Here is an 18,622-nt window from a genome sequence, read left to right on the forward strand (position 1 = left end):
GTGGGCGGCGTGGTCGTCTCCGGTGCGCTCTCGGGAAAAGTTGAACGTGCCGCTCCCTGCGTCGAACTAGCGGACGACCCAGCGTTTCCGGTATCCGCTCCCGCTCCACGTCTGCCTTGTTGGTCGCTGGCGCCGCTAGCCAAGATAACTGCCAGAGTTCCAGCCAAGAGGATTCCTGCGAAGCTACCGAGTGTTCGGCGTCTTAGGCCTGCTCGAGCCGCGTACGCAAAATATGTGAGCAGTCCTGCCGCAAAGACCAAAATTAGGATAATTACTCTCGCGCCTGGGCCTTCCGCGAGGGCCGCTACGCCAGCTGCAGTCGCAGCCACGGCTACTACCCATGCGACAAGGGGAAGCGTGTGCAGAGCAGGCGGCGGCTGACCGCCACCAGGCGGTGACCTGGGCGACAGCCTAGGGCTTGGCCGCGCGCCACCGGGCCTGCTCTGGACCGGCGGGCCGCGGGGTCAGCATCGCAATCGTGGCGCTGATCTCGATGCGCAGTAGGCGCCCCGCCGAGCGGGCCAAGCTCCGGGAATGAGGGGCGCGCCGGCAGGGTGGACCGGGCCGTCTCTGGGCCCTCCCTGGGCCGCCTCGGGCCGTCTCTGGGCCGTCGGAAGTCACCCAACAGCGAGAAACGACGCTGACTGACGGGAGGTCTTCCCGCTGGTCAGCGCCGCTTCAGGACCTGTGATCAGGCAGCTGTCTTGGACTCCCAGAAGATCTTGTCGATCTCGTGTTGACGCTTTCCTTTGGGCGAAGTCTCGATGATCGGAGCACCGTCAGCCGCGTTCTGCACTGGCTCCGTGCGGCTCCGCTTGCCTATGCAGCGGACGACCGAGCAGCAGGACGCGAGCGTGCTTCACCAGGGCAGCGCTCGTGCTGCTCGGTCGTCCGCCCGGCACCGCCGGCCCGCGTGCAACAAATGGGTGATAGCTCAGCGGAGCCGGGCGGCATCCTTCCACCTGCCTCGACTGCTTTTGCACGTGCGGATGAACACCACCACGCGTAGACGAACCCTCAGTGCATCAGCTGACGCGACCGGGAGCAGTTCCGGCAGCGGCGCGCCGACCTTGCCCTCGCGGACGGCTCGATTCACGGCGCCGCGGGGTCGGACCGCAGGTCATGCCCTCCGCCAGGAGCGACACCGAACCCGTCGGTCAACCCTGACTCCGACATCGTCCCCCTCTCGCACCGGATTGCGAGGCGACGCTCTTGTCACGGGCCGGGGTGCGCGGCCGGCCTGCGCCGGCTTGCGGTCACGGCTGGGGCACGAGGCGTATGTAGGGGCGCGGGGCGTCCCAGCCCTGCGGCCAGATCTTCCTGGCTTCGTCATCGGAGACGGATCCAGCGATGATGACGTCCTCGCCTTGTCGCCAGTTCACCGGTGTCGCGACCCGGTGCTTGGCGGTCAGCTGCAGCGAGTCGATGACCCGGAGCACCTCGTCGAAGTTGCGGCCGGTGGTCATCGGGTAGACCAGGACGAGCTTGACCTTCTTGTCCGGGCCGACGACGAAGACGTTGCGCACCGTCTGGTTCTGGGCTGGGGTGCGCTGGGTCGGATCGCCGGATGTGTCGGGCGGCAGCATCCCGTACAGCTTCGAGACCGAGAAGTCGACGTCGCCGATCACGGGGTAGTTGGGCGCGTGGCCCTGGGTCTCGGCGATATCGCTGGCCCACTTCGCGTGGTTGTCCACGGGATCGACCGAGAGCCCGATGATCTTCACATCGCGCCGGTCGAACTCCGGCTTGATCTTGGCCATGTAGCCCAGCTCGGTCGTGCAGACCGGGGTGAAGTCGCGCGGGTGCGAGAACAATACCGCCCACGACTCACCGATCCAGTCGTGGAACCGCAGCCTGCCATCCGTGGTCTCGGCCTCGAAGTCCGGTGCTGTGTCGCCGATCTGCAGTGCCATGTCTGCCCTCCTCGCCCGGATGGTCGATCCTCTGATGTCGTCCGCGGGCCGGGCGGTCCGATACGGGACGCCGCCCGCGCGGGCCGTGAATCCTCCTCCTGCCTCGCGCGGTGTGTCTGCGTCCATCCGCGCTACCGTCGCAGCGAACGGGGGGCGTCGGCGGCAGGTGCCCGGGGCGGCGGGTTCGTGAATACGGACGCGACGGTGACGGCCACGGCCGAGCTCACGCAGCACCATCCGCTCGACGTCGGGCTCGCTCTCTCAACTACGGCCGCGCGGATTCGGGCGAGTGGCGAGAAGGAGCGAGCGACGCAGGTGGCCGGCCTCGATCACGGCGATCGCCTCACGTCGGCGGGCGAGCTTGTCCGCGAAGGCACCGGGCGTCTCGAGCGCGGCAAGACCGGCCTCGAACTCCTGCCCGTGCCGGAGCCATCTGCGTGCGGTGTCGAGGTAGTCCGCGGTCACGTCGACCTCGTCGAGTTCGGCGAAACCAGCCGAGCGGAGCAGGCTGAGGTAGTCGCTGCGCGTCCTGACCGCCGGCGGTCCGAAGCAGACGGCCCGGCGATGATCCTCTGCGCGCAGCCCGGGGGCGACCGCGATCGTGTAGAAGGCGATCCGTCCGCCCGGGCGGAGCACCCGCCTGTTGGCTCTCAGCACGGAGAGCTTCTGCCGTAGTCAACAGAGCACGTCGGTGTGGACGACCGCGTCGAAGCTCTCGCCTGCGAACGGAAGGTGCGGCCCGCTGGCGACGACGACGGCGCACCGGGCGCCGAGCCGCTCGCGCTCCGCCCGCTCGCGGGCGCGGCGCATGCAGCCGAGCGGCATGTCGGACAGCACCACGCGACATCCCGTCTGCATCGAGAGATACAGCCCTGGCCAGCCGCGGCCGCTGCCGAGGTCGAGCAGTCGAAGGCCGGGGCGCAGCTCGAGGCGGCGGGCGAGCTCGTCGGCCTGCTCGACGGTCGTGTAGCCATCCGCCCCGAAGTCGGATCCGATCACCAGCCTTTCGACCCGCGCGACGAGCTGGTCCGGTTGCAGGTTCACGCCTCCGCGCTCCCAACTCTCGAACGTGCACGTCGGGCATCGATCCAGCTCGGCGCCTTCGGTGCGGTCCACGACAGTAGCGACCGCGCGCCGTGCAGCGGACCTCGTCGTACGGCTGGCCCTGCGCGCCTCACCGAAGCCAATGCTCGTGCTGCGCGGGGTCGTCCGTTCCCGCGCGGCATAAAGCTGCTGTCGGCCCACCACCGGGGCTGCGGACGGCCGAGCAGCAGGACGCGAGTGGGCTTCACCACGCAGTGCTCCTGCCGATCCGTTCGCGCGGTACCGCCGCTCCCGTGGTTCATCCCATGGTGGTACGCGCCGGACCCATGCCAGGCCTGTCATTCCCACGACGGGACGTACTCGGCGGGCGCCCCGGTCGGTGGCCTGCTCCTCGACGGCGCCGGGTCGAGCAATTGGGATCGCGACGGCGAGCGGCATCGTGCTCCCCACCCGGACACCGTCCCGGCCGGTGCGCCGGACCTTCGCCCCGGACGGCGGAGCCGGACTCTGACGGCATCCAACAACCACCACTCCTGCAACGTCGGGTTCCATGACCTACGCATCGCGGCGGCACACGTCCGAGCCGCGCCCGGCGTGCTCGAGCTGGCCGGTGCGCTGCAGGGCGCCGACGTGGCCCCGTCCGTGGTCCTGTAGGTCTGGGCGGTGGACGCAGCGGCGGACGGCGGCCTGCCCGATCCGCTCAGGTGGACGGCGAGAGCCGTTGGGCCTCGGTGACCGGGTCCTCGGCCAGCACCTTCGCGCCGACGGCGTCGGCGACCGCCGCGGTGGCGCCGGCGCCGGCCAACCGGAGCGAGGTACGTCGAGTGAGCGCAGCGAGGTCTGGGATCGAGTGGCGGAACCTGTCGACGTCGACGGCGGCGAGGACCACGATCTCGGGTCGCTTCTCCTCGACCGTCCGGCCGAGATCCGCAAGGGGGGTGTCGGCGCCCAGGTAGACGATCCGCCACCCGTTCCGGTGCAGGACGATGCCGAAGGCGATGAGTGGTAGGTCGTGCTGCTCACCGGGCGGGCAGGCGAGCACGGCACACGGCCCCCGTCCCTGGCCCCAGCCACGGGCGAGGCCCGCCAGCCGCGCCCTGAGCACGTTGCTCGCGAAGTGCTCCGTGGCCACCCCGATCTCGTTCACGGCCCACCGAGCACCGAGTTCGTGCAGGTACGGCAGGAGGACCTCCCGCAGGGCGGTCTCCACGCTGAAGTCGGCGAACAAGCGGTCCAACACCGCCTCTGCGGCCGGCTCGTCGAACGCGTCGAGTGCGCGACGCAGATCCGCGGCCAGGCGCGCGAGCCCTCGGTCGGTCGCCGGAAGCAGTGCCTGGGCCGGATCCGACTCGGTTTCACGCGGTCGCTCGGCAGGCGCTGGCTCCGGCGGCGTCACGACCGTTCGATCGCCCTCCTCGGCCAGGGCAGCGCGGGCGGCCTCGGCGGCGGCCAGTCCGCCGGCGAGGTGGGACTGCATCCGGCGAACCCGCTGCTCGTCGGCTGCGGTGTACAAGCGGAACCCACCTGACGAGCGCACCGGCTCGAGCAGGCCGTATCGACGCTCCCACGCTCGCAGGACGTCCTGGCTCACTCCCAGCCGACGCGCGAGCTCGCCGATGCGCAGGAGCGCTCGATCATCCCCAGTCGCCATGGGAGGACTATACAAACCTTAGACGGACATTTGACAGCACGGCCAGTAGCTCGTACATTCTCTGGACAGACTCTAGACGGAGGTGGGGCAAGTGAAGCTGCTGAACATCGTCACAGCCGTGTTGCTGATCATCGGTGGGCTGAACTGGGGGCTCGTCGCGATCGCGGAGTTCGACCTGGTCGCCACGGTCTTCGGAATGACGTTCGGCGAGACCGACGTGGCCAGCCGCGTCGTCTACGCGCTGGTCGGGCTGTCCGCCCTCTACCAGGCGGTCCAGCTGCCGGCCGCCCAGCGGCGGGACGCGTCCTCGACGGTCCGGGCGTAGCCCGGCAGGAGGTGGCGGACGGCGATCCGGTCGTCCGCCACTTCCGCATGTCCGCCGCTGGTTCAGGCAGTCCGGCCCCGCAGCAGGCTGACACGGGAATGGGACGGCTCGCCGTTCAGTGGCTCGACCGAGACGTCGACGGTGACGTACTGGTCGAAAGGAAGATCTACGGGCAGCTCGAACGTCCCGCGGAGCGCTCCGTCCGTCTGCGGTGTCAAGGCGCCGAGCGCGTGCAGCCGAGTACCGGCGGCACCCATCAGCCACGCCTCGAGTCAGGCCCCGCGGGGAACGCCCGCCGGATCGACGTCCGTGACCCTGACCTGGCGCCGCCTGCGGCGTCCACGACCTCCGCCCGACGCACCCCACCCGCTGGTCGTCAGCTGAGCGAGCGGCGTCTGCGCCACCGCAGCTGCCGGGGGCGGTCCGGCGGACGCGAACCCGATGGTGAGCCCGGCCGCGGCGGGCAGAACCGTCCGCCGCCACGACCGGACCGCGGAGCCGAGCCACGGACGATCGGCAGTGACTCGGTCCGGCGCGTCCGATGCTGCGAGGTACCCCCGGCCCCCAGCTCCTCACCCAGCTCGACCACGATGGCCCGCCACACTCGTACGGGCGGCATGGTCGGGCTGGGTCCGCCGCCCGCTGCCCGCGCCGTCGCAACCGCGCGTCCCGGGGCCGCGGCCTCGTCGCGGCACGGCGGGCGCGCCGCGAGATGAGCGTCGATCACCGGCCACGCACCCTCCGCGGGGACCGCGGAGAGGGCGAGCCGCTCAGCGCCGGGATGCCACACGGTCGACCTCCCACCGTCGCCGCAACCGCTCCAGCCCTCGCCGGAGATGACTCTTCACCGTGCCGAGGGGGAGCCCCGTCGTCTCGGAGATCTGCTGGTGGGTCAGGTCGGCGAAGAACGCCAACCGCACAACGGCCCGCTGCTGGGTGGACAGCCGTTCGATCTCGTACGCGATCACTACCGCTTCGACGACGTCGTCGGGCGCATCGCCGACGACTACCGGCTCGGCAACGCGTCCGGCGCGGTCGGCGAGGTCGCGGTCGCGGGCACGGGCGGCGAGCCGGTCGGCGATCTGGCGGCGGGTGATCCCCACCAGCCAGCCCCCGAGGGAACCGCGGCCGGGGTCGAGCCCCGCGCGTCCTCGCCACGCTCGGACGAACACCTGCTGCGCGACGTCCTCGGCGTCGTGGTGAGCACCCAGCGCCCGCAGTGCCAGCGAGTACACCAGCCGCGCGTGGCGGTCGTAGGCCTCCTCGAGCGCGGCGCCCTCGCCGAGACGGAAGCGACGGGCCAGCTCGTCGCTCGACGCGATGTCGGGGTCGCCGACGCGCGGCAGCGGCACGACCCCCGGCGGCTCGTCCGCCAGCCGGGGGCTGGTCACCGTCTCCTCACACTGCACTGGCGCGTCCCCGTGCTCGGTCGATGTCCGCACTCCCATCGGCGAGATCGACCACGACGGCATCGCCCGCAGTGAGCTCCCCCAGGCGGAAGAAGGCACCTGCGCCCTGCTCCCGGTCGTCGACGTTCCGGCGAGTACGACCGACCCCTCCACCCCCCTGGGTGCGACCCGAAGCGGTACCAGCCGATCGTCCGCATGTCGTACGAAACCTCCATCCGGCCCCGCGCGCCACCCCGTCAGGCGCCACCGGCGAGTCCACGTCGACCGCGCCGACCCGGACCCGCACCGGCTCGCCGGGCATCTCGGGCGCTTCGGCCCGTGCAGACACGGGCGCGTGGAACGCCGTCGCGGCGACGGGCGCGGCGGCCGGAGCGGGGTCGGTCCGCACTCCGGCCGGCCGCAGCACCGCCACGGCGAGCAGTAGCCCCAGCTCGGTGACCAGCGCGATCAGCACCGCACGGGCACGCACGACTCAGCCCGTGGCCGGTGCACCGGACGGCGCGCCCGACGGGACGCCGTTGGGGGCGGTGTGCAGGCCGCCGACCGTGACCACCACCAAGTCCAGGTTCCCGGCTTCGAGGGAACCGATGGCGTGGACGAAGGTCGCGGTGCCTTCCTGCAGGTCGAGATCGGTCGGGCCGATGACCGGCTCGGTGGTGCCGGCCGCCGCGACCGCTGCGGGGATCCTGCCGGCCGGGACTTCGAGGGCCTCCTCGTCGGGGTTGGCGAGGCCGCTGATCACCGGGCTGCCGCCTGCTAGCACGTCGACGGCCGGTGCAGCCGCGGTGTGCCGGACGACGACCCGCGCCTGTCCCGCGGGCACGGACGAGACGTCGTTGACGAACGGCGTGACCGCGGGCTGCCCGCCCGCGGTCAGGTGCGCGACCAGCGTGACGTTGCCACCCCCTGGCACTTCCTGGGTTGCTGACAGCAGTGGCGGGCCCGAGCCGTCGGTGGCGTCGGCCGGCAAGAGGGCGACTTCGTGGGCGCCGCGCGGCACGTCCACGGGGCCCGCGGCGGAGCCTGGCTGGAAGTCGTCGAGGAGACGCGCCCCGTCGACGTAGACGTCGACGGGTGTTTCCGGGATGCCGTGCACGACGTACACGGAGGCGGTCTCCTGGGCGGCGGCGGGGGCGGTGGCCCCCAAGGTCGTGGCCGCGGCGGCGAGTACTCCGCCGAAGGCAAGGGTCAGACGGCGCATCATGCGTCCTTCCGTATCTGTGATGGTCCTTCGACCTGCACTACCGCTCGGCCGGCGGCCGCGGATGCACAATCCTTGCACAGATTCTAGACAAACACTGGACGGAGGCTCATGTCCGGCGGTCAGGCGCAGCGAGGCACGCGCACGTCGCCTCGAGCTGTCGTCGGAGCTGGTCGGCCAGCGGACCGCGCGGGCCACGACGGGCCCGGGTGGGACGAAGCTGTTGACGCCACGCCTCACCGACGCCGAAGCGCTCGACAGGACGCGGACGACCGAGCGGCAGGACGCGAGCGTGCCTCACCATGCAGCGCTCGTGCTGCTCGGTCGTCCGCGCGGTGCCGCCGTCCCGCGTGCAACAAATGGGTGATAGCTGACGCGGGACCGGCGGTACCGGTGGTGGATCAACCGGTGCGCCGCACCGGGTTGATCCGGCGGCCCTGCGCCGCACGGGCGCGTCCCGAGGAGCCGGCGTGGACGGCTCCACTCGGGGCGTCCTTGCCCGCGCGGCCGCGGCGGGCCGCCCGGTTGGCCGGCGCCGGAGCGGCGTCGGCCGGGCTCGGTCGGCCGTCGGCGACGCCGACGACGCCGACGACGCCGACGACGCCGACGACGCCGAGCGGGGACGAGAGGAACGGGTCGGTCACGGGGTGCCTCCTGCAGGGTGACGGGGCCGGCGCAGCAGAGCCGAGACGGCGCCCGGATCTGGTCCAGGGCCGGCCGGGTGGCTGGGGACGGGAGCGGCGGGGCGGGAAGCCCGGGCCGCGCGTGCCGCGCGGGGCGGCCGTCGCTACAGGCGCATGCGGAGGACGATAAGCGCCTCCCGAGGGGCGCGCCACGGAATTACGAGCACTAGCGTCGTCGGGCGTGACCAACATCGACACGGTCGTGGTCGGGGGTGGTATCGCGGGCGCCTCGATCGCGTACGAGCTCGCCGCGAGCCGCTCGGTCCTCCTGGTGGAGGGCGAGACCGCGCTCGCCCGGCACTCGACGGCCCGCTCCGCCGCCACCTACGTCCCCGGCCACGGCGCGGCGCCGCTACGCGCGCTGGTCGCGGCGAGCGGCCCCCGGTTCGCCCGGCTCGAAGCCGAGCTGGACGCGCCGCCGCTGTTCTCGCCGCGCCCGGTGCTGCACGTCGCGCTCGACGCCGATGGCGAGGCGCAGCTGGCCGCCGAGCTCGCCGAGCAGGCCGCCGAGCCGGGGGCGCCGGTGCCGATCGACCCGGCCGAGGCGCAGCGCCGGTGCCCGGTGCTGCGGCCGGGCACGGTGCGGGCGGCCGCGGTGGTGGAGGGAGCGGCCGACCTCGACGCGGAGGCGCTGCACCAGGCCTATGTCCGCGGGCTGCGCGGGCGGGGCGGGGCGGTGCGCACCGGTGCCCCGGTCATCGGGCTGGAGCGGCGCGGCGGCGGGTGGCGGGTGCGGGCGGGCGCCGAGGTGGTCGACGCCGCCGAGGTCGTGGACGCCGCGGGCGCGTGGGCGGACGTCGTCGCCGGGCTCGCGGGAGTCCCGCGGATCGGGCTCACGCCGTACCGGCGCACGATCGCACTGGTCCGGGTGCCCGATCCGGCCCGGCTGCGCGGACCGGACGGGGCCGGGCTGCCGATGGTCGTCGAACCGCTCGAGCGCTTCTACTTCAAGCAGGAGGGCGACGGGCTGCTGGTCAGCCCCGCCGACGAGACCCCGGTGGAGCCGTCCGACGCGCGTCCCGACGAGCTGGACGTCGCCACGGCGCTGGAGCGGGTCGAGGCCGCCACCGGGCTCGGCCTGCGCTCGGTGCGCACGGCGTGGGCCGGGCTGCGGTCGTTCGTGCCCGACCGGCTGCCGGTGGTCGGGGCCTGGCCGGAGCACCCCGGGTTCTGGTTCTGCGCGGGCCAGGGCGGGTCGGGGATCGAGACGTCGCCGGCGCTCGCGGCGTTCGCGGCGGCGGTGGTGACGGGCGGCCCGCTGCCGCCGGACGTCCCTCTCGAACGGGAGGCGTTCGCCCCGGGGCGCCCGGGCGCGGGGATTGCAGCAAAGCCACGTCCCTGACGTGTGGTTGCAGCGAAGTGGCTTTGCTGCAACGCGATCGCCGCGGCCCCGGTCGCACACCGGAGATCGCCGAGGCCGTACGGTCCGCGTCATGACCAGCGCGCTCTTCGACCCGCTGTTCGGCGCCGACCGGGTGGCCGCCCGGATCGACGACGCATCGTGGGTGGCGGCGCTCGTCGCGGTCGAGGTGGCGCTGTCGCGGGCCGCGGCCGAGCACGGGGTCGTACCCGCAGACGACGCGGACCGGATCGAGGCGGCCGCCGCCGGGCTGCGGATCGACCCGGCGGCGCTGGGCCGGGCTGCGGTGGAGGGGGGCAACCCGGTGATCCCGCTGGTGCGGATGCTGCGCACGGCGGCGGGGGAGGCCGGGCGCTCGGTGCACCCGGGCGCCACGAGCCAGGACGTGATGGACACCGCCGCGGTGCTGCTCGTCGGCTGGGCGGGCGAGGTGGTGCTCGACGACCTGCGGGGTGCCGCCGACGCGGCGGCCGAGCTCGCCGGGCGGCACCGGGAGACCCCGGTGATCGCGCGCACGCTGGGGCAGCAGGCGCTGCCGACGACGTTCGGGCTGGTCGCGGCGGGATGGTGCGCAGGGCTGGACCGCGCCAGGGTGCGGCTCGCGGAGGTGATCGGCGGGCTGCCCGTGCAGTTCGGCGGGGCGGCCGGAACGCTGGCCGCGCTGCACCCGCACGGGCCGGCGGTGGCGGCGTCGCTCGCCCGCGCGCTGCGGCTGGCCGACGCGGCGCCGTGGCACACCGAGCGCACCCGCATCGGGGAGCTCGCGGGCGCGCTCGCCGTGGCCGCGGGCGCCTGTGCCAAGCCGGCCACTGACGTGGTGCTGCTCGCCGGCACGGAGCTGGGGGAGGTGTCGGAGGCGGCGCCGGGCGACTCGTCCTCGATGCCGCACAAGCGCAACCCGATCGCCGCGGTCACCGCGCGTGGCGCCGCGCGCAGGGCGCCCGGCCTGGCCGCCGTGCTGCTCGCGGCCGCCGACCACGAGCACCAGCGGGCCGCGGGGCCGTGGCACGCCGAGTGGCAGACGATCGGGGAGTTGTTGCGGGCCACCGGGGGCGCCGCCGCCCGGTTGCGCGCGTCGCTCCAGGGGCTGGAGGTGCATCCCGACCGGATGGCCGCGAACCTCGCGCTCACCGCGGAGGTGGACGGCCCGCCCGGCCACGCGGCCGAGCTGGTCGACCGGATGCTCGCCCAGCGCCCCTGACCGGACTGTCGGAGCAGCCGGGCAGACTGCCCCCGTGACCGAGCGCGTGCTGTCCACCCGGGAGCTCAACCGGGCCGTGCTGGCGCGCCAGCTGCTGCTCGAGCGCGCCGCGCTGAGCCCCGAGCAGGCCCTCGAGCGGGTGGCCGGGCTGCAGACGCAGTACGCGCCGTCCGGCTACGTCGGGCTGTGGTCGCGCCTCGCGGGCTTCCGCCGTCAGGTGCTCACCGAGGCGTTGCTCGCCGGCCGGGTCGTGCAGGCCTGGGCGATGCGCTGCACCATCCACATGGTCTCGCCCGCCGACTACTGGCCGTTCACGGAGGCGGTGCGCGAGGCGCGGCGGGAGTGGTGGCGACGCTCCCACCGGGCATCGGGCTCGGTCGACATGCCGGCGATCGCCTCGGAGGTCCGCGCGTACCTCGCCGACGGGCCGCTCAAGCAGGCCGAGATCCAGGGGCGGCTGGCCGCGCAGGGGCTTCCGCGGGAGGTGTGGCCGGGGGTCCAGCTGTGGGTCGACCTGGTGCGGGTACCGCCCGCCGGCACGTGGGAGACGCCGAGGGCCCACGTCTACGGGCTGGCCGAGCACACCGTGCCGGTCCCCGAGCCGGCCCCGACGCGAGCGTGCGCCTCGGAGTACCTCGTCGCCCGCTACCTGGACGGGTTCGGGCCGGCGTCGCCCGCCGACGTCGCCTCGTTCTGCGGGTGGAGCATCACCGCGACGCGAGAGGTGCTGGCACGGATGTCGCTCTGCCGCTACCGCACGGAGACGGGCGGCGAGCTGGTGGACGTGCCGGGTGCGCCGCTGCCGGGGCCCGATACGCCCGCGCCCGTACGGTTCCTCGGGCAGTGGGACGCCAACCTGCTGGTGCACGCCCGGCGCGCGCAGATCCTGCCGGAGGAGCACCGGTCGCGGGTGTTCGCGCGCAACATCCCGCAGTCGGTGCCCACGTTCCTCGTCGACGGGCAGGTGGCAGGCACCTGGCGCTACATCGACGGGGAGGTGCGGTGCGAGCCGTTCCAGCGCCTCGACCGTCAGGCTGAGCAGGAGGTTGAGGCTGAGGCCGCCCGGCTCGCCGGGTTCCACGTGGACTGAGGCGCCCGGTGGGCGGCGACGGCGCGTAGCTCGGCGACCCGGCGTTCCTGGTCGCGGTCGCGGTAGGCGCCGTAGAACTCGGCGGACGGGTCGCCGGGGCGCACGATCGAGAGCGCGACGACGGCGGCGACGAGGACGAAGACGATGATCGCTGTTGTCATGGCAGTAATTTTCCGCTCGCCAACATGCTGCCGACAGTGGCAGAACTGACTGGCTAAGCAAAGATCCTGCCATTACGCTGTCGGCATGCTGTCCACCGTCGCCGCGCTGGTGATCCCCCCGGTCACCCCGTTCGAGTTCGGCACGATCTGCGAGGTCTTCGGCATCGACCGCACCGAGGACGGGGTGCCGCCGATCGAGCTGCGGGTCTGCGGCGAGGTGGCCGGTCGACCGATCCGCACGTCGGTCGGCGCCGACATGGTGCCGTCCCACGGTCTCGACGGGCTGCGCGGTGCCGACCTCGTGGCGATCTCGGCCACGCAGGCCCGTGAGTTCTCCGACGAGGTGCTCGACGCGGTGCGCGCGGCCGCGGCGGCCGGCAGCACGCTGCTCAGCGTGTGCTCGGGGGCGTTCGTGCTCGGCGCGGCCGGTCTGCTCGACGACCGGCCGTGCACCACGCACTGGGACAACGCCCGCGAGCTGGCCGAGCGCCATCCCCGCGCCCGCATCGACCCGGACGTGCTGTTCGTCGACGACGGCAACCTGATCACCAGTGCGGGCACCGCGGCCGGCATCGACGCGTGCCTGCACCTGGTACGGCGGGAGCTGGGCAGCGCGGCCGTCAACGTGATCGCGCGGCGGATGGTGGTGCCGCCGCAGCGCGACGGCGGGCAGCGCCAGTACATCGAGCAGCCGATGCCGGTGTGCCGGTCCGACGGGCTGGCCCCGGTGCTGGACTGGGCGCTCGAGCACCTCGAGATCGAGCACTCGGTGTCCGACCTCGCGCGTCGTGCCCGGATGTCGGACCGCAGCTTCGCGCGGCGGTTCGTGGCCGAGACCGGCACCACCCCGCACAAGTGGCTCACGCTGCAGCGGGTGCTGCGGGCCCAGCGGCTCCTGGAGGACAGCGACCTCGGCGTCGACGAGATCGCGGCGCGGTGCGGCTTCGGCAGCGCAGCGCTGCTGCGCCACCACTTCCGCAAGGTGGTGGGGGTGGCACCGGTGGACTTCCGCCGCACGTTCGCCGCCCGCTCCGCACTGGCCGGAAGCTGAGGCGCGACATCCGACGGTCACCGAACGGCGGTACCTGCGACTAGGGTCGGGGTGTGAGCGAGGAGGCGGGCACCGACGGCTCGCAGGCCGCCGTGCCCGCCGCCCGCGGCGCTGCCGGCGTCTCCGTCCCCCTCCTCGAGCGCCCGCAGCGGCGGGGCGCCGGCCTCCCCCGTGCGGCGCCCGTCGCGGTTCGCGCGCCACCGTTCGGCGCGTTCCCCGGCTGACACTCCTCCACCACCACGGGAGATGAACCACATGCAGCACCGACAGGCCCGGGTCGCGGTGATCGGAGCGGGCCCGTCCGGGCTGTACGCCGCCGCCGCGCTGCTGGCGTCCGACCTACCGGTCGGCGTCGACGTGCTGGACCGGCTGCCGGCGCCGTACGGTCTCGTCCGCTACGGCGTGGCGCCCGACCACGTGAAGATGAAGTCGGTCATCCGCGTGCTGCAGAAGCCCTTCGACCCGGCCCAGATCGAGTTCCTCGGCGGCGTGCACATCGGGGAGGGCGGGGTGCCGCTCGACGTCGTGCGGCAGCACTTCCACGCGGTCGTCCACGCCACCGGCAGCTCCGTCGACCGCGCCCTCGGCATCCCCGGCGAGGACCTGGCAGGGTCGCTGGGTTCGGGTGCGTTCGTCAGCTGGTACTGCGGCCATCCCGACCACACCGAGCTGCAGCCGCCACTCGACCACCCCGGCGTCGCCGTGGTCGGTGCCGGCAACGTGGCCCTCGACGTCGCGCGCGTGCTGGCGAAGACCGCGGACGAGATGGCCGAGACCGACATCCCCGACCCCGTCCTCGACGCCCTGCGCTCGAGCGCGGTCCGCGATATCCACGTGCTGGTCCGGCGCGGGCCGCAGCACATCCGGTTCACGCCGGCGGAGCTGCGGCAGATCGGTGAGCTGGCGGGCGCCGACGTGCTCGTGCACGACGAGGGCCTGCTCGCCGCGGGGATCGAGGAGCCCGAGGACCGGCGGCACCGGCAGATGCTCGACATGCTCGCCGAGTGGTCGGCCACCGAGCCCGCCGGCAAGCCCCGGCGGATCCACCTGCGCTTCCTGCGCTCGCCGGTGCGGATCGTCGGCACGGACGGCCGGGTCAGCGGCGTCGTCGTCGAGCGCAACGCGATCCGTGACGGGCGGGTCGTCGGCACCGGCGAGCAGGAGACGCTCGACGTCGGCCTCGTGGTGCGGGCGATCGGGTACGACGCCGAACCGATCCCCGGGCTGCCGTTCGACCCGGCCACGGGCACCGTCCCGAACGACGGCGGGCGCGTGGTGTGCGACGGGAAGCCGGTTCCGGGCGCCTACGTCACGGGCTGGATCAAGCGCGGCCCCACGGGCGTGATCGGCACCAACAAGTCCGACGCCGTCGAGACGGTCGCCGCGCTGCTCGAGGACCTCCCCGGGCTTCCCGAGCCCGCCCATCCCGACCCCGCCGCCTTCCGCGCCGCGCTCGCCGACCACGGGGTGCGCCCGGTGGACTGGACGGCGTGGCTGCGGGTCGACGCGGAGGAGGTGCGCCGCGGCGGCCTGCGGGGCGCGGAGCGCGTGAAGGTCGCCGAGCTCGCCGAGATGCTCGACGCCGCCCACGGCGCCACCGCCAACCCGTGACCCCGGGGGTCAGGCTGCGAGCAGGCGGGCGCCCTCGGTCAGGCGGGCCAGGTCGGCGTCGGTCCACGGTGTGCGGGTGATGACGCCGACGTGCTCGGCGCCCAGCTCGCCCAGGGCCGCGCAGCGCTGCGCGAACGCCTCGGGCGTCTCGTCGGGGAAGAGCGCGGTGCCGACGGTGGTCTCGATCTCCGCCCGCGGCCGGCCGATGTTCTCGCACGCGCGCGCGAGGACGTCGAGCTTGCGGCGCAGGGTCGCACCGCCGTCGGGGATGTCGAAGAGGTTGCACGCGTCGGCGTAGCGGGCCACCAGTGGCAGCGTCTTCTTCTCGCCGTGCCCACCGACCAGTATCCGCGGCCTGCGGGCCGGTACGGGGTGGTTCAGCGGTCGCTCGGCGCGCACGTGCGTGCCCTCGAAGGCCGAGTCGTCGCCCGCGAACATCCGGTGGGCCAGCCGCAGCGTGTCCTCGAGCAGCTCGAACCGCTCGGCCGGCGGCGGCATGGGGATGCCCATCTGCGCCGCCTCCTGCTCGTGGTAGCCGGTGCCGACGCCCAGCCAGGCGCGTCCGCCGGAGAGCGCGGCGAGCGTGCTGACCGCCTTGATCAGGAGCGTGGCCGGCCGGAAGGTGATCGGGCTGACCATGGCGCCCAGCCGCACCCGCTCGCTGCGGGCCGCGAGCCAGCCGAGGGTCGTGTAGGCCTCGAGCTGCGGATCGGCCGGGTCGGTGCCGGGTGCGTACTGGACGAGGTGGTCGGCCACCCACACGGTGTCGATGCCGCCCTCGTCGGCGGCGCGCACGATCCCGTCCAGCGGGGTGTGGTCGGCGGCCGCCGGGAACTGGGTGATGCTCAGGCTGACGCGCATGGAAGGCCTCCTCGGCAGAGCGGGAACCCGCCGAACGATAGGTATCTAACGGTTAGACGTCAATACATTAGATGTCGAACGGTTTTGCTAGGCTGCCGCCATGCCTGGACCGCCGCGGGGGATGCCGATCGGACGCCAGCTCGCGAGCACGGCGAAGGAGGTCAGCCGCGCCTTCGGCGAGGCGCTCGCCGACGCGGGCGGCTCCGAGCACGTCTGGTTGATCCTGCTCGCGCTCAAGACCCGCGAGAACGCCAACCAGCGCGCGCTCGCCGCGGCCGTCGGGATCCAGGGGGCCACCCTCACCCATCACCTCAACGGGATGGAGGAGAGCGGGCTCGTCAGGCGCCGACGCGATCCGCGGAACCGGCGCATCCAGGTGGTGGAGCTGACGGCAGAGGGCGACGCGGCGTTCCACCGGATGCGCGCGGCCGCGGTCGCCTTCGACGAGCGGTTGCGGGGCGACCTGTCCGACGACGATCTGGAGTGCGTCGGCGCCGTGCTCGCTCGGCTCCGGGCCAACGTGGCCCGGGAGTCGTGAGCTCAGCAGGGCTCGACCGACACGACCGCGGGCACAGCCCCGAGCCGGTCGGCGAAGGTGGCGCACTCGGCGGCCGTGAGCGACACGGTGCAGGTGACCGAGCTGTAGGGGACGCCGTCGCGAACCTCGACGGCGAAATCGCGCACGGGGAACCCGCACGCGCGCAGCGTGCTGCCGATGTCGAGGACGCCCTGCATGCCGCCGGTGGTCACGATCTCGTGACGGCGCTGGAGGCGCGGTGCCCACGTGTTGCGGGGGGAGTGGTCGAGAACAGTCATTGTTCGGCTCCGGATTCCACGATGGTGGTTGCCGAGCCAGGCCTCGGGAGGGTGGGGGAGCGGGGCGCGCCGGCGGCCTGGCTCAGCCGACGCGCGGCGGTACTGCCGCGGCGAGGGCGAGGGCGATACGCATGGCTCCAGGGTAACCCCGGTCACGTTCGCGCGGTCGTCGGGTCGAACCGCGTGTCTAGTCGGGGCTCCGTTTCCGGGCGCCCGGGCACTGGATCGCGGCCAACTCGTCGGGGAACGTGCCCGTACTCGGTGCTACAGGACGGCCAGGACGACCGCCAGCACCACCACGACGACGGAGGCGAGCAGCACCAGGAGCTGCCACCGTCTCGACGGCATGTGCCGCGGCCGGTCCCGCGCGACCGGGGGTCCGAGGTCGCCAGCGCGGTAGGACACGTCACCCTCCTCGATCGGCTACTCCGGCGCGTACCCGGGTGGCTCCGCCGCGGAACGCCGAGAGTCAGACGGTGATCCCGTACTGGCGGATCTTGCGGTAGAGGGTCGAGCGGGCCAGCCCGAGCGCGCCGGCCGCGGCCGTCCGGTTGCCGCCGGCCTCGCGCAGGGCGCCCACGATCGCGTCGCGCTCGACCTGGTCCACGGGGCGCAGTGCGCCGCGCGGGGTGCTCTGGCAGAACGCGGGCAGGTCCGCGGCGTCGATGCGGCCCACCGGGCGGCGGCGCAGGGCGGCCGCGAGCGCGTCCCGGAGCTGGCGCACGTTGCCGGGCCAGTCGTAGCTGCCCAGCAGCCGCCGCGCCTCCCGGGACAGTCGCACCTCGCGGTGCGGGGCCAGCTCGGCGAGCAGGGCGTCGAGCAGATCGGGCAGCTCGTGGGAGCGGTGGCGCAGCGGCGGCACCGTCGCCGAGGTCCGGAACAGGGCGAGCAGCGCGGCGTGCGCCGGCCCGGACTCCGCGGCGGTCGCGGCAACCAGCGGCGGCGCGCCGGCACCGGCGGCGAGCGCACCGAGGAGCTCCTCCACCGCGGCGCCCGGCAGGCGGTCGACGTCGCGGAGGACGGGCAGCACCGGCGGCGACCCCGGCCGCAGAATCCGGCCTGCCACGTCCGCGGGGGCGGCCTCGACCTGCTCGGGCTCGATCGCGACCGCCCGGCCGGCCTCGCGAACAAGTGGGTACAGCTGGGAGAGGAGCGTGAACCGGCCCGTCCCCGGTTCCCCGAGGACGAGGACCGCCGTGCCGGCCTGCAGGGCCCCCGTCACCGCCGACGCGGCGGCTCGCCACGCCGGGCCGCTGCCCGGTGCCGTCCGCACGGGCTGCGCGCGGGCCGGCCGGGCGGGAACGCCGCCGTCCGCGCGGGCGGCCTCGTCGTCCACGGAGACCACCCCGACCATCCCCGCGACGGCCCCACTGGCGGTCACGGTCGATCCCCGCAACCGGACCCGGGTACCGGACGGCAGGTCGAGCCGGGCGTCGACGTCGGGGTGGCGGACCATCACGAACCGGACGTGGTCCTGCAGGGCCGGCAGGTCGCCCGGATCGAGCAGGGTCTGCATCGGCGAGTTCGCCATCACCGTGCGCGGCCCGACGGCCAGTACCGCCTGCCGGGTGCGCGCGTCGAGGCGGGAGTAGGCGTCGAACAGCGCCTGCTGCTGCTGGTTGCGGTCGGCCAGCAGGTTGTTCTCGATGCCCGCCGCCGCGGAGCGGACGAGGGCGTGCATGACGGGCGAGGAGTTCTCGCTCCGGCAGCTGATGTCCAGGACGCCCTCGATGCGCCCGGTGAACGGGTCGCGCACCGGAGCGCCCGCGCACGCGTAGGGCTGGAGGCTCTCGACGAAGTGCTCGGCGCCGACGATGTACACCGAGTCGCCGAACTCCAGCACCGTGCCCACGCCGTTGGTGCCGACCGAGCCCTCCGCGTAGCCGAAGCCCTGCGCGAAGTACAGGCGGTCAGCGACGCGGCCGATCCACGATCTGGTGTCCGCGCGCACGAGCAGGCGGGCCCGGTTGTCGGTGAGCGCCACGCAGACCGGGATGTCCGCCAGCTGCTCGGCCAGCTGCTCGATCACGGGCCGGGCGCAGCGGACGAGGCGCGAGCCGAGGTCGAGGTCGGCGTGGTACTCGGTGGTCACGACGCTCGGGTGGACGCCGCCCGCGGCGCTGCGCCGCCAGGACGCGGCCACGTGCCCGGGCACGCCGCGCAGCTCGGCCTCGGCGGACTCCAGCAGCTCGGCGCGGGCGGAGGTGAGCAGGAGTCTCCGATCCGCGAGGTCCCCCATGCGCCC

20 protein-coding genes are annotated in these 18,622 nt (G+C 73.7%); 8 read left to right on the plus strand and 12 right to left on the minus strand.

Features of this window, described 5'->3' with window-relative positions:
- Nucleotides 1-1,256: 1,256 nt before the first annotated feature.
- From ABEA81_RS34120 to ABEA81_RS34135, 4 genes are all read right to left on the minus strand, one after another.
- Nucleotides 1,257-1,913, minus strand: coding sequence for a peroxiredoxin (locus ABEA81_RS34120; RefSeq protein WP_345610937.1), 657 nt, complete (start codon nt 1,911-1,913; stop codon nt 1,257-1,259).
- Nucleotides 1,914-2,174: 261 nt separating this feature from the next.
- Complete coding sequence (locus ABEA81_RS34125) at nt 2,175-2,549, minus strand: hypothetical protein (protein ID WP_345610938.1); 375 nt, start codon at nt 2,547-2,549, stop codon at nt 2,175-2,177.
- A gap of 39 nt (nt 2,550-2,588) precedes the next feature.
- On the minus strand, nt 2,589-2,957 hold the full coding sequence (locus tag ABEA81_RS34130) for a class I SAM-dependent methyltransferase (RefSeq protein ID WP_345610939.1): 369 nt from the start codon (nt 2,955-2,957) through the stop codon (nt 2,589-2,591).
- A 700-nt stretch (nt 2,958-3,657) separates the two neighbouring features.
- Entirely contained in the window at nt 3,658-4,608 is a 951-nt protein-coding gene (locus ABEA81_RS34135; protein ID WP_345610940.1) for a MerR family transcriptional regulator, read from the minus strand.
- Nucleotides 4,609-4,699: 91 nt separating this feature from the next.
- On the opposite strand from ABEA81_RS34135, the gene ABEA81_RS34140 reads away from it, so the two are divergent.
- Entirely contained in the window at nt 4,700-4,933 is a 234-nt protein-coding gene (locus tag ABEA81_RS34140) for a DUF378 domain-containing protein (RefSeq protein WP_345610942.1), read from the plus strand.
- Between the two features lie 770 nt (nt 4,934-5,703).
- Here the strand turns inward: ABEA81_RS34140 and ABEA81_RS34145 are convergent.
- From ABEA81_RS34145 to ABEA81_RS34155, 3 genes are all read right to left on the minus strand, one after another.
- Complete coding sequence (locus tag ABEA81_RS34145) at nt 5,704-6,324, minus strand: RNA polymerase sigma factor (protein WP_345610944.1); 621 nt, start codon at nt 6,322-6,324, stop codon at nt 5,704-5,706.
- A 490-nt stretch (nt 6,325-6,814) separates the two neighbouring features.
- Nucleotides 6,815-7,546 carry a DUF4397 domain-containing protein gene (locus ABEA81_RS34150; RefSeq protein ID WP_345610946.1) on the minus strand — a complete coding sequence of 244 codons (732 nt, stop codon included), beginning with the start codon at nt 7,544-7,546 and terminating at the stop codon, nt 6,815-6,817.
- A 398-nt stretch (nt 7,547-7,944) separates the two neighbouring features.
- Entirely contained in the window at nt 7,945-8,187 is a 243-nt protein-coding gene (locus ABEA81_RS34155; protein WP_345610947.1) for a hypothetical protein, read from the minus strand.
- Between the two features lie 220 nt (nt 8,188-8,407).
- Between ABEA81_RS34155 and ABEA81_RS34160 the strand changes: the two genes are divergently transcribed.
- The 3 genes from ABEA81_RS34160 (at nt 8,408) to ABEA81_RS34170 (ending at nt 11,877) form a co-directional block, all read left to right on the plus strand.
- Complete coding sequence (locus ABEA81_RS34160; RefSeq protein ID WP_345610950.1) at nt 8,408-9,568, plus strand: NAD(P)/FAD-dependent oxidoreductase; 1,161 nt, start codon at nt 8,408-8,410, stop codon at nt 9,566-9,568.
- Nucleotides 9,569-9,659: 91 nt separating this feature from the next.
- On the plus strand, nt 9,660-10,787 hold the full coding sequence (gene pcaB / locus ABEA81_RS34165; protein WP_345610951.1) for a 3-carboxy-cis,cis-muconate cycloisomerase: 1,128 nt from the start codon (nt 9,660-9,662) through the stop codon (nt 10,785-10,787).
- A gap of 34 nt (nt 10,788-10,821) precedes the next feature.
- Entirely contained in the window at nt 10,822-11,877 is a 1,056-nt protein-coding gene (locus ABEA81_RS34170) for a winged helix DNA-binding domain-containing protein (RefSeq protein ID WP_345610953.1), read from the plus strand.
- On the opposite strand, the gene ABEA81_RS34175 is transcribed toward ABEA81_RS34170, so the two are convergent.
- Nucleotides 11,817-12,038 (minus strand): hypothetical protein, encoded by a 222-nt coding sequence (locus ABEA81_RS34175; protein ID WP_345610954.1) that lies wholly within the window; start codon nt 12,036-12,038, stop codon nt 11,817-11,819. The two genes, ABEA81_RS34170 and ABEA81_RS34175, sit on opposite strands and share 61 nt — an antisense overlap.
- 85 nt (nt 12,039-12,123) lie before the next feature.
- Here ABEA81_RS34175 and ABEA81_RS34180 point away from each other — a divergent pair, with 85 nt between their 5' ends.
- From ABEA81_RS34180 to ABEA81_RS34190, 3 genes are read left to right on the plus strand one after another with little or no spacing between them, the layout of a single operon-like run.
- Nucleotides 12,124-13,089: a GlxA family transcriptional regulator gene (locus ABEA81_RS34180; RefSeq protein ID WP_345610955.1), complete on the plus strand. Its 966-nt coding sequence runs from the start codon at nt 12,124-12,126 to the stop codon at nt 13,087-13,089.
- A 53-nt stretch (nt 13,090-13,142) separates the two neighbouring features.
- The gene (locus ABEA81_RS34185; RefSeq protein ID WP_345610957.1) at nt 13,143-13,313 is read left to right on the plus strand and encodes a hypothetical protein; all 171 of its coding nucleotides are present in this window, start codon (nt 13,143-13,145) and stop codon (nt 13,311-13,313) included.
- A gap of 31 nt (nt 13,314-13,344) precedes the next feature.
- Complete coding sequence (locus ABEA81_RS34190; RefSeq protein WP_345610958.1) at nt 13,345-14,700, plus strand: FAD-dependent oxidoreductase; 1,356 nt, start codon at nt 13,345-13,347, stop codon at nt 14,698-14,700.
- A 9-nt stretch (nt 14,701-14,709) separates the two neighbouring features.
- Here the strand turns inward: ABEA81_RS34190 and ABEA81_RS34195 are convergent, their stop codons facing one another.
- The gene (locus ABEA81_RS34195; RefSeq protein ID WP_345610960.1) at nt 14,710-15,561 is read right to left on the minus strand and encodes an LLM class flavin-dependent oxidoreductase; all 852 of its coding nucleotides are present in this window, start codon (nt 15,559-15,561) and stop codon (nt 14,710-14,712) included.
- A gap of 100 nt (nt 15,562-15,661) precedes the next feature.
- Here ABEA81_RS34195 and ABEA81_RS34200 point away from each other — a divergent pair, with 100 nt between their 5' ends.
- Complete coding sequence (locus ABEA81_RS34200; protein ID WP_345610961.1) at nt 15,662-16,099, plus strand: MarR family winged helix-turn-helix transcriptional regulator; 438 nt, start codon at nt 15,662-15,664, stop codon at nt 16,097-16,099.
- 2 nt (nt 16,100-16,101) lie between these two features.
- On the opposite strand, the gene ABEA81_RS34205 is transcribed toward ABEA81_RS34200, so the two are convergent.
- The 3 genes from ABEA81_RS34205 to ABEA81_RS34215 all read right to left on the minus strand — a co-directional run bounded on the left by ABEA81_RS34205 (nt 16,102) and on the right by ABEA81_RS34215 (nt 18,616).
- On the minus strand, nt 16,102-16,377 hold the full coding sequence (locus tag ABEA81_RS34205; protein WP_345610963.1) for a hypothetical protein: 276 nt from the start codon (nt 16,375-16,377) through the stop codon (nt 16,102-16,104).
- Nucleotides 16,378-16,641: 264 nt separating this feature from the next.
- Complete coding sequence (locus ABEA81_RS34210) at nt 16,642-16,782, minus strand: hypothetical protein (RefSeq protein ID WP_345610964.1); 141 nt, start codon at nt 16,780-16,782, stop codon at nt 16,642-16,644.
- A 64-nt stretch (nt 16,783-16,846) separates the two neighbouring features.
- Nucleotides 16,847-18,616 (minus strand): sigma-54-dependent Fis family transcriptional regulator, encoded by a 1,770-nt coding sequence (locus ABEA81_RS34215; protein WP_345610965.1) that lies wholly within the window; start codon nt 18,614-18,616, stop codon nt 16,847-16,849.
- Nucleotides 18,617-18,622: the final 6 nt, after the last annotated feature.

Source organism: Pseudonocardia adelaidensis (genome assembly GCF_039543345.1).
In the GTDB taxonomy this organism is placed as follows: domain Bacteria; phylum Actinomycetota; class Actinomycetes; order Mycobacteriales; family Pseudonocardiaceae; genus Pseudonocardia; species Pseudonocardia adelaidensis.

Excerpts from the sequence above, each read along its gene's own strand:
- ABEA81_RS34120 (WP_345610937.1), bottom strand. The coding sequence starts at position 1,913 with ATGGCACTGCAGATCGGCGACACAGCACCGGACTTCGAGGCCGAGACC.
- ABEA81_RS34135 (WP_345610940.1), bottom strand. The coding sequence starts at position 4,608 with ATGGCGACTGGGGATGATCGAGCGCTCCTGCGCATCGGCGAGCTCGCG.
- ABEA81_RS34150 (WP_345610946.1), bottom strand. The coding sequence starts at position 7,546 with ATGATGCGCCGTCTGACCCTTGCCTTCGGCGGAGTACTCGCCGCCGCG.
- pcaB (WP_345610951.1), top strand. The coding sequence starts at position 9,660 with ATGACCAGCGCGCTCTTCGACCCGCTGTTCGGCGCCGACCGGGTGGCC.
- ABEA81_RS34175 (WP_345610954.1), bottom strand. The coding sequence starts at position 12,038 with ATGACAACAGCGATCATCGTCTTCGTCCTCGTCGCCGCCGTCGTCGCG.
- ABEA81_RS34180 (WP_345610955.1), top strand. The coding sequence starts at position 12,124 with ATGCTGTCCACCGTCGCCGCGCTGGTGATCCCCCCGGTCACCCCGTTC.
- ABEA81_RS34190 (WP_345610958.1), top strand. The coding sequence starts at position 13,345 with ATGCAGCACCGACAGGCCCGGGTCGCGGTGATCGGAGCGGGCCCGTCC.
- ABEA81_RS34195 (WP_345610960.1), bottom strand. The coding sequence starts at position 15,561 with ATGCGCGTCAGCCTGAGCATCACCCAGTTCCCGGCGGCCGCCGACCAC.
- ABEA81_RS34200 (WP_345610961.1), top strand. The coding sequence starts at position 15,662 with ATGCCTGGACCGCCGCGGGGGATGCCGATCGGACGCCAGCTCGCGAGC.
- ABEA81_RS34205 (WP_345610963.1), bottom strand. The coding sequence starts at position 16,377 with ATGACTGTTCTCGACCACTCCCCCCGCAACACGTGGGCACCGCGCCTC.
- ABEA81_RS34215 (WP_345610965.1), bottom strand. The coding sequence starts at position 18,616 with ATGGGGGACCTCGCGGATCGGAGACTCCTGCTCACCTCCGCCCGCGCC.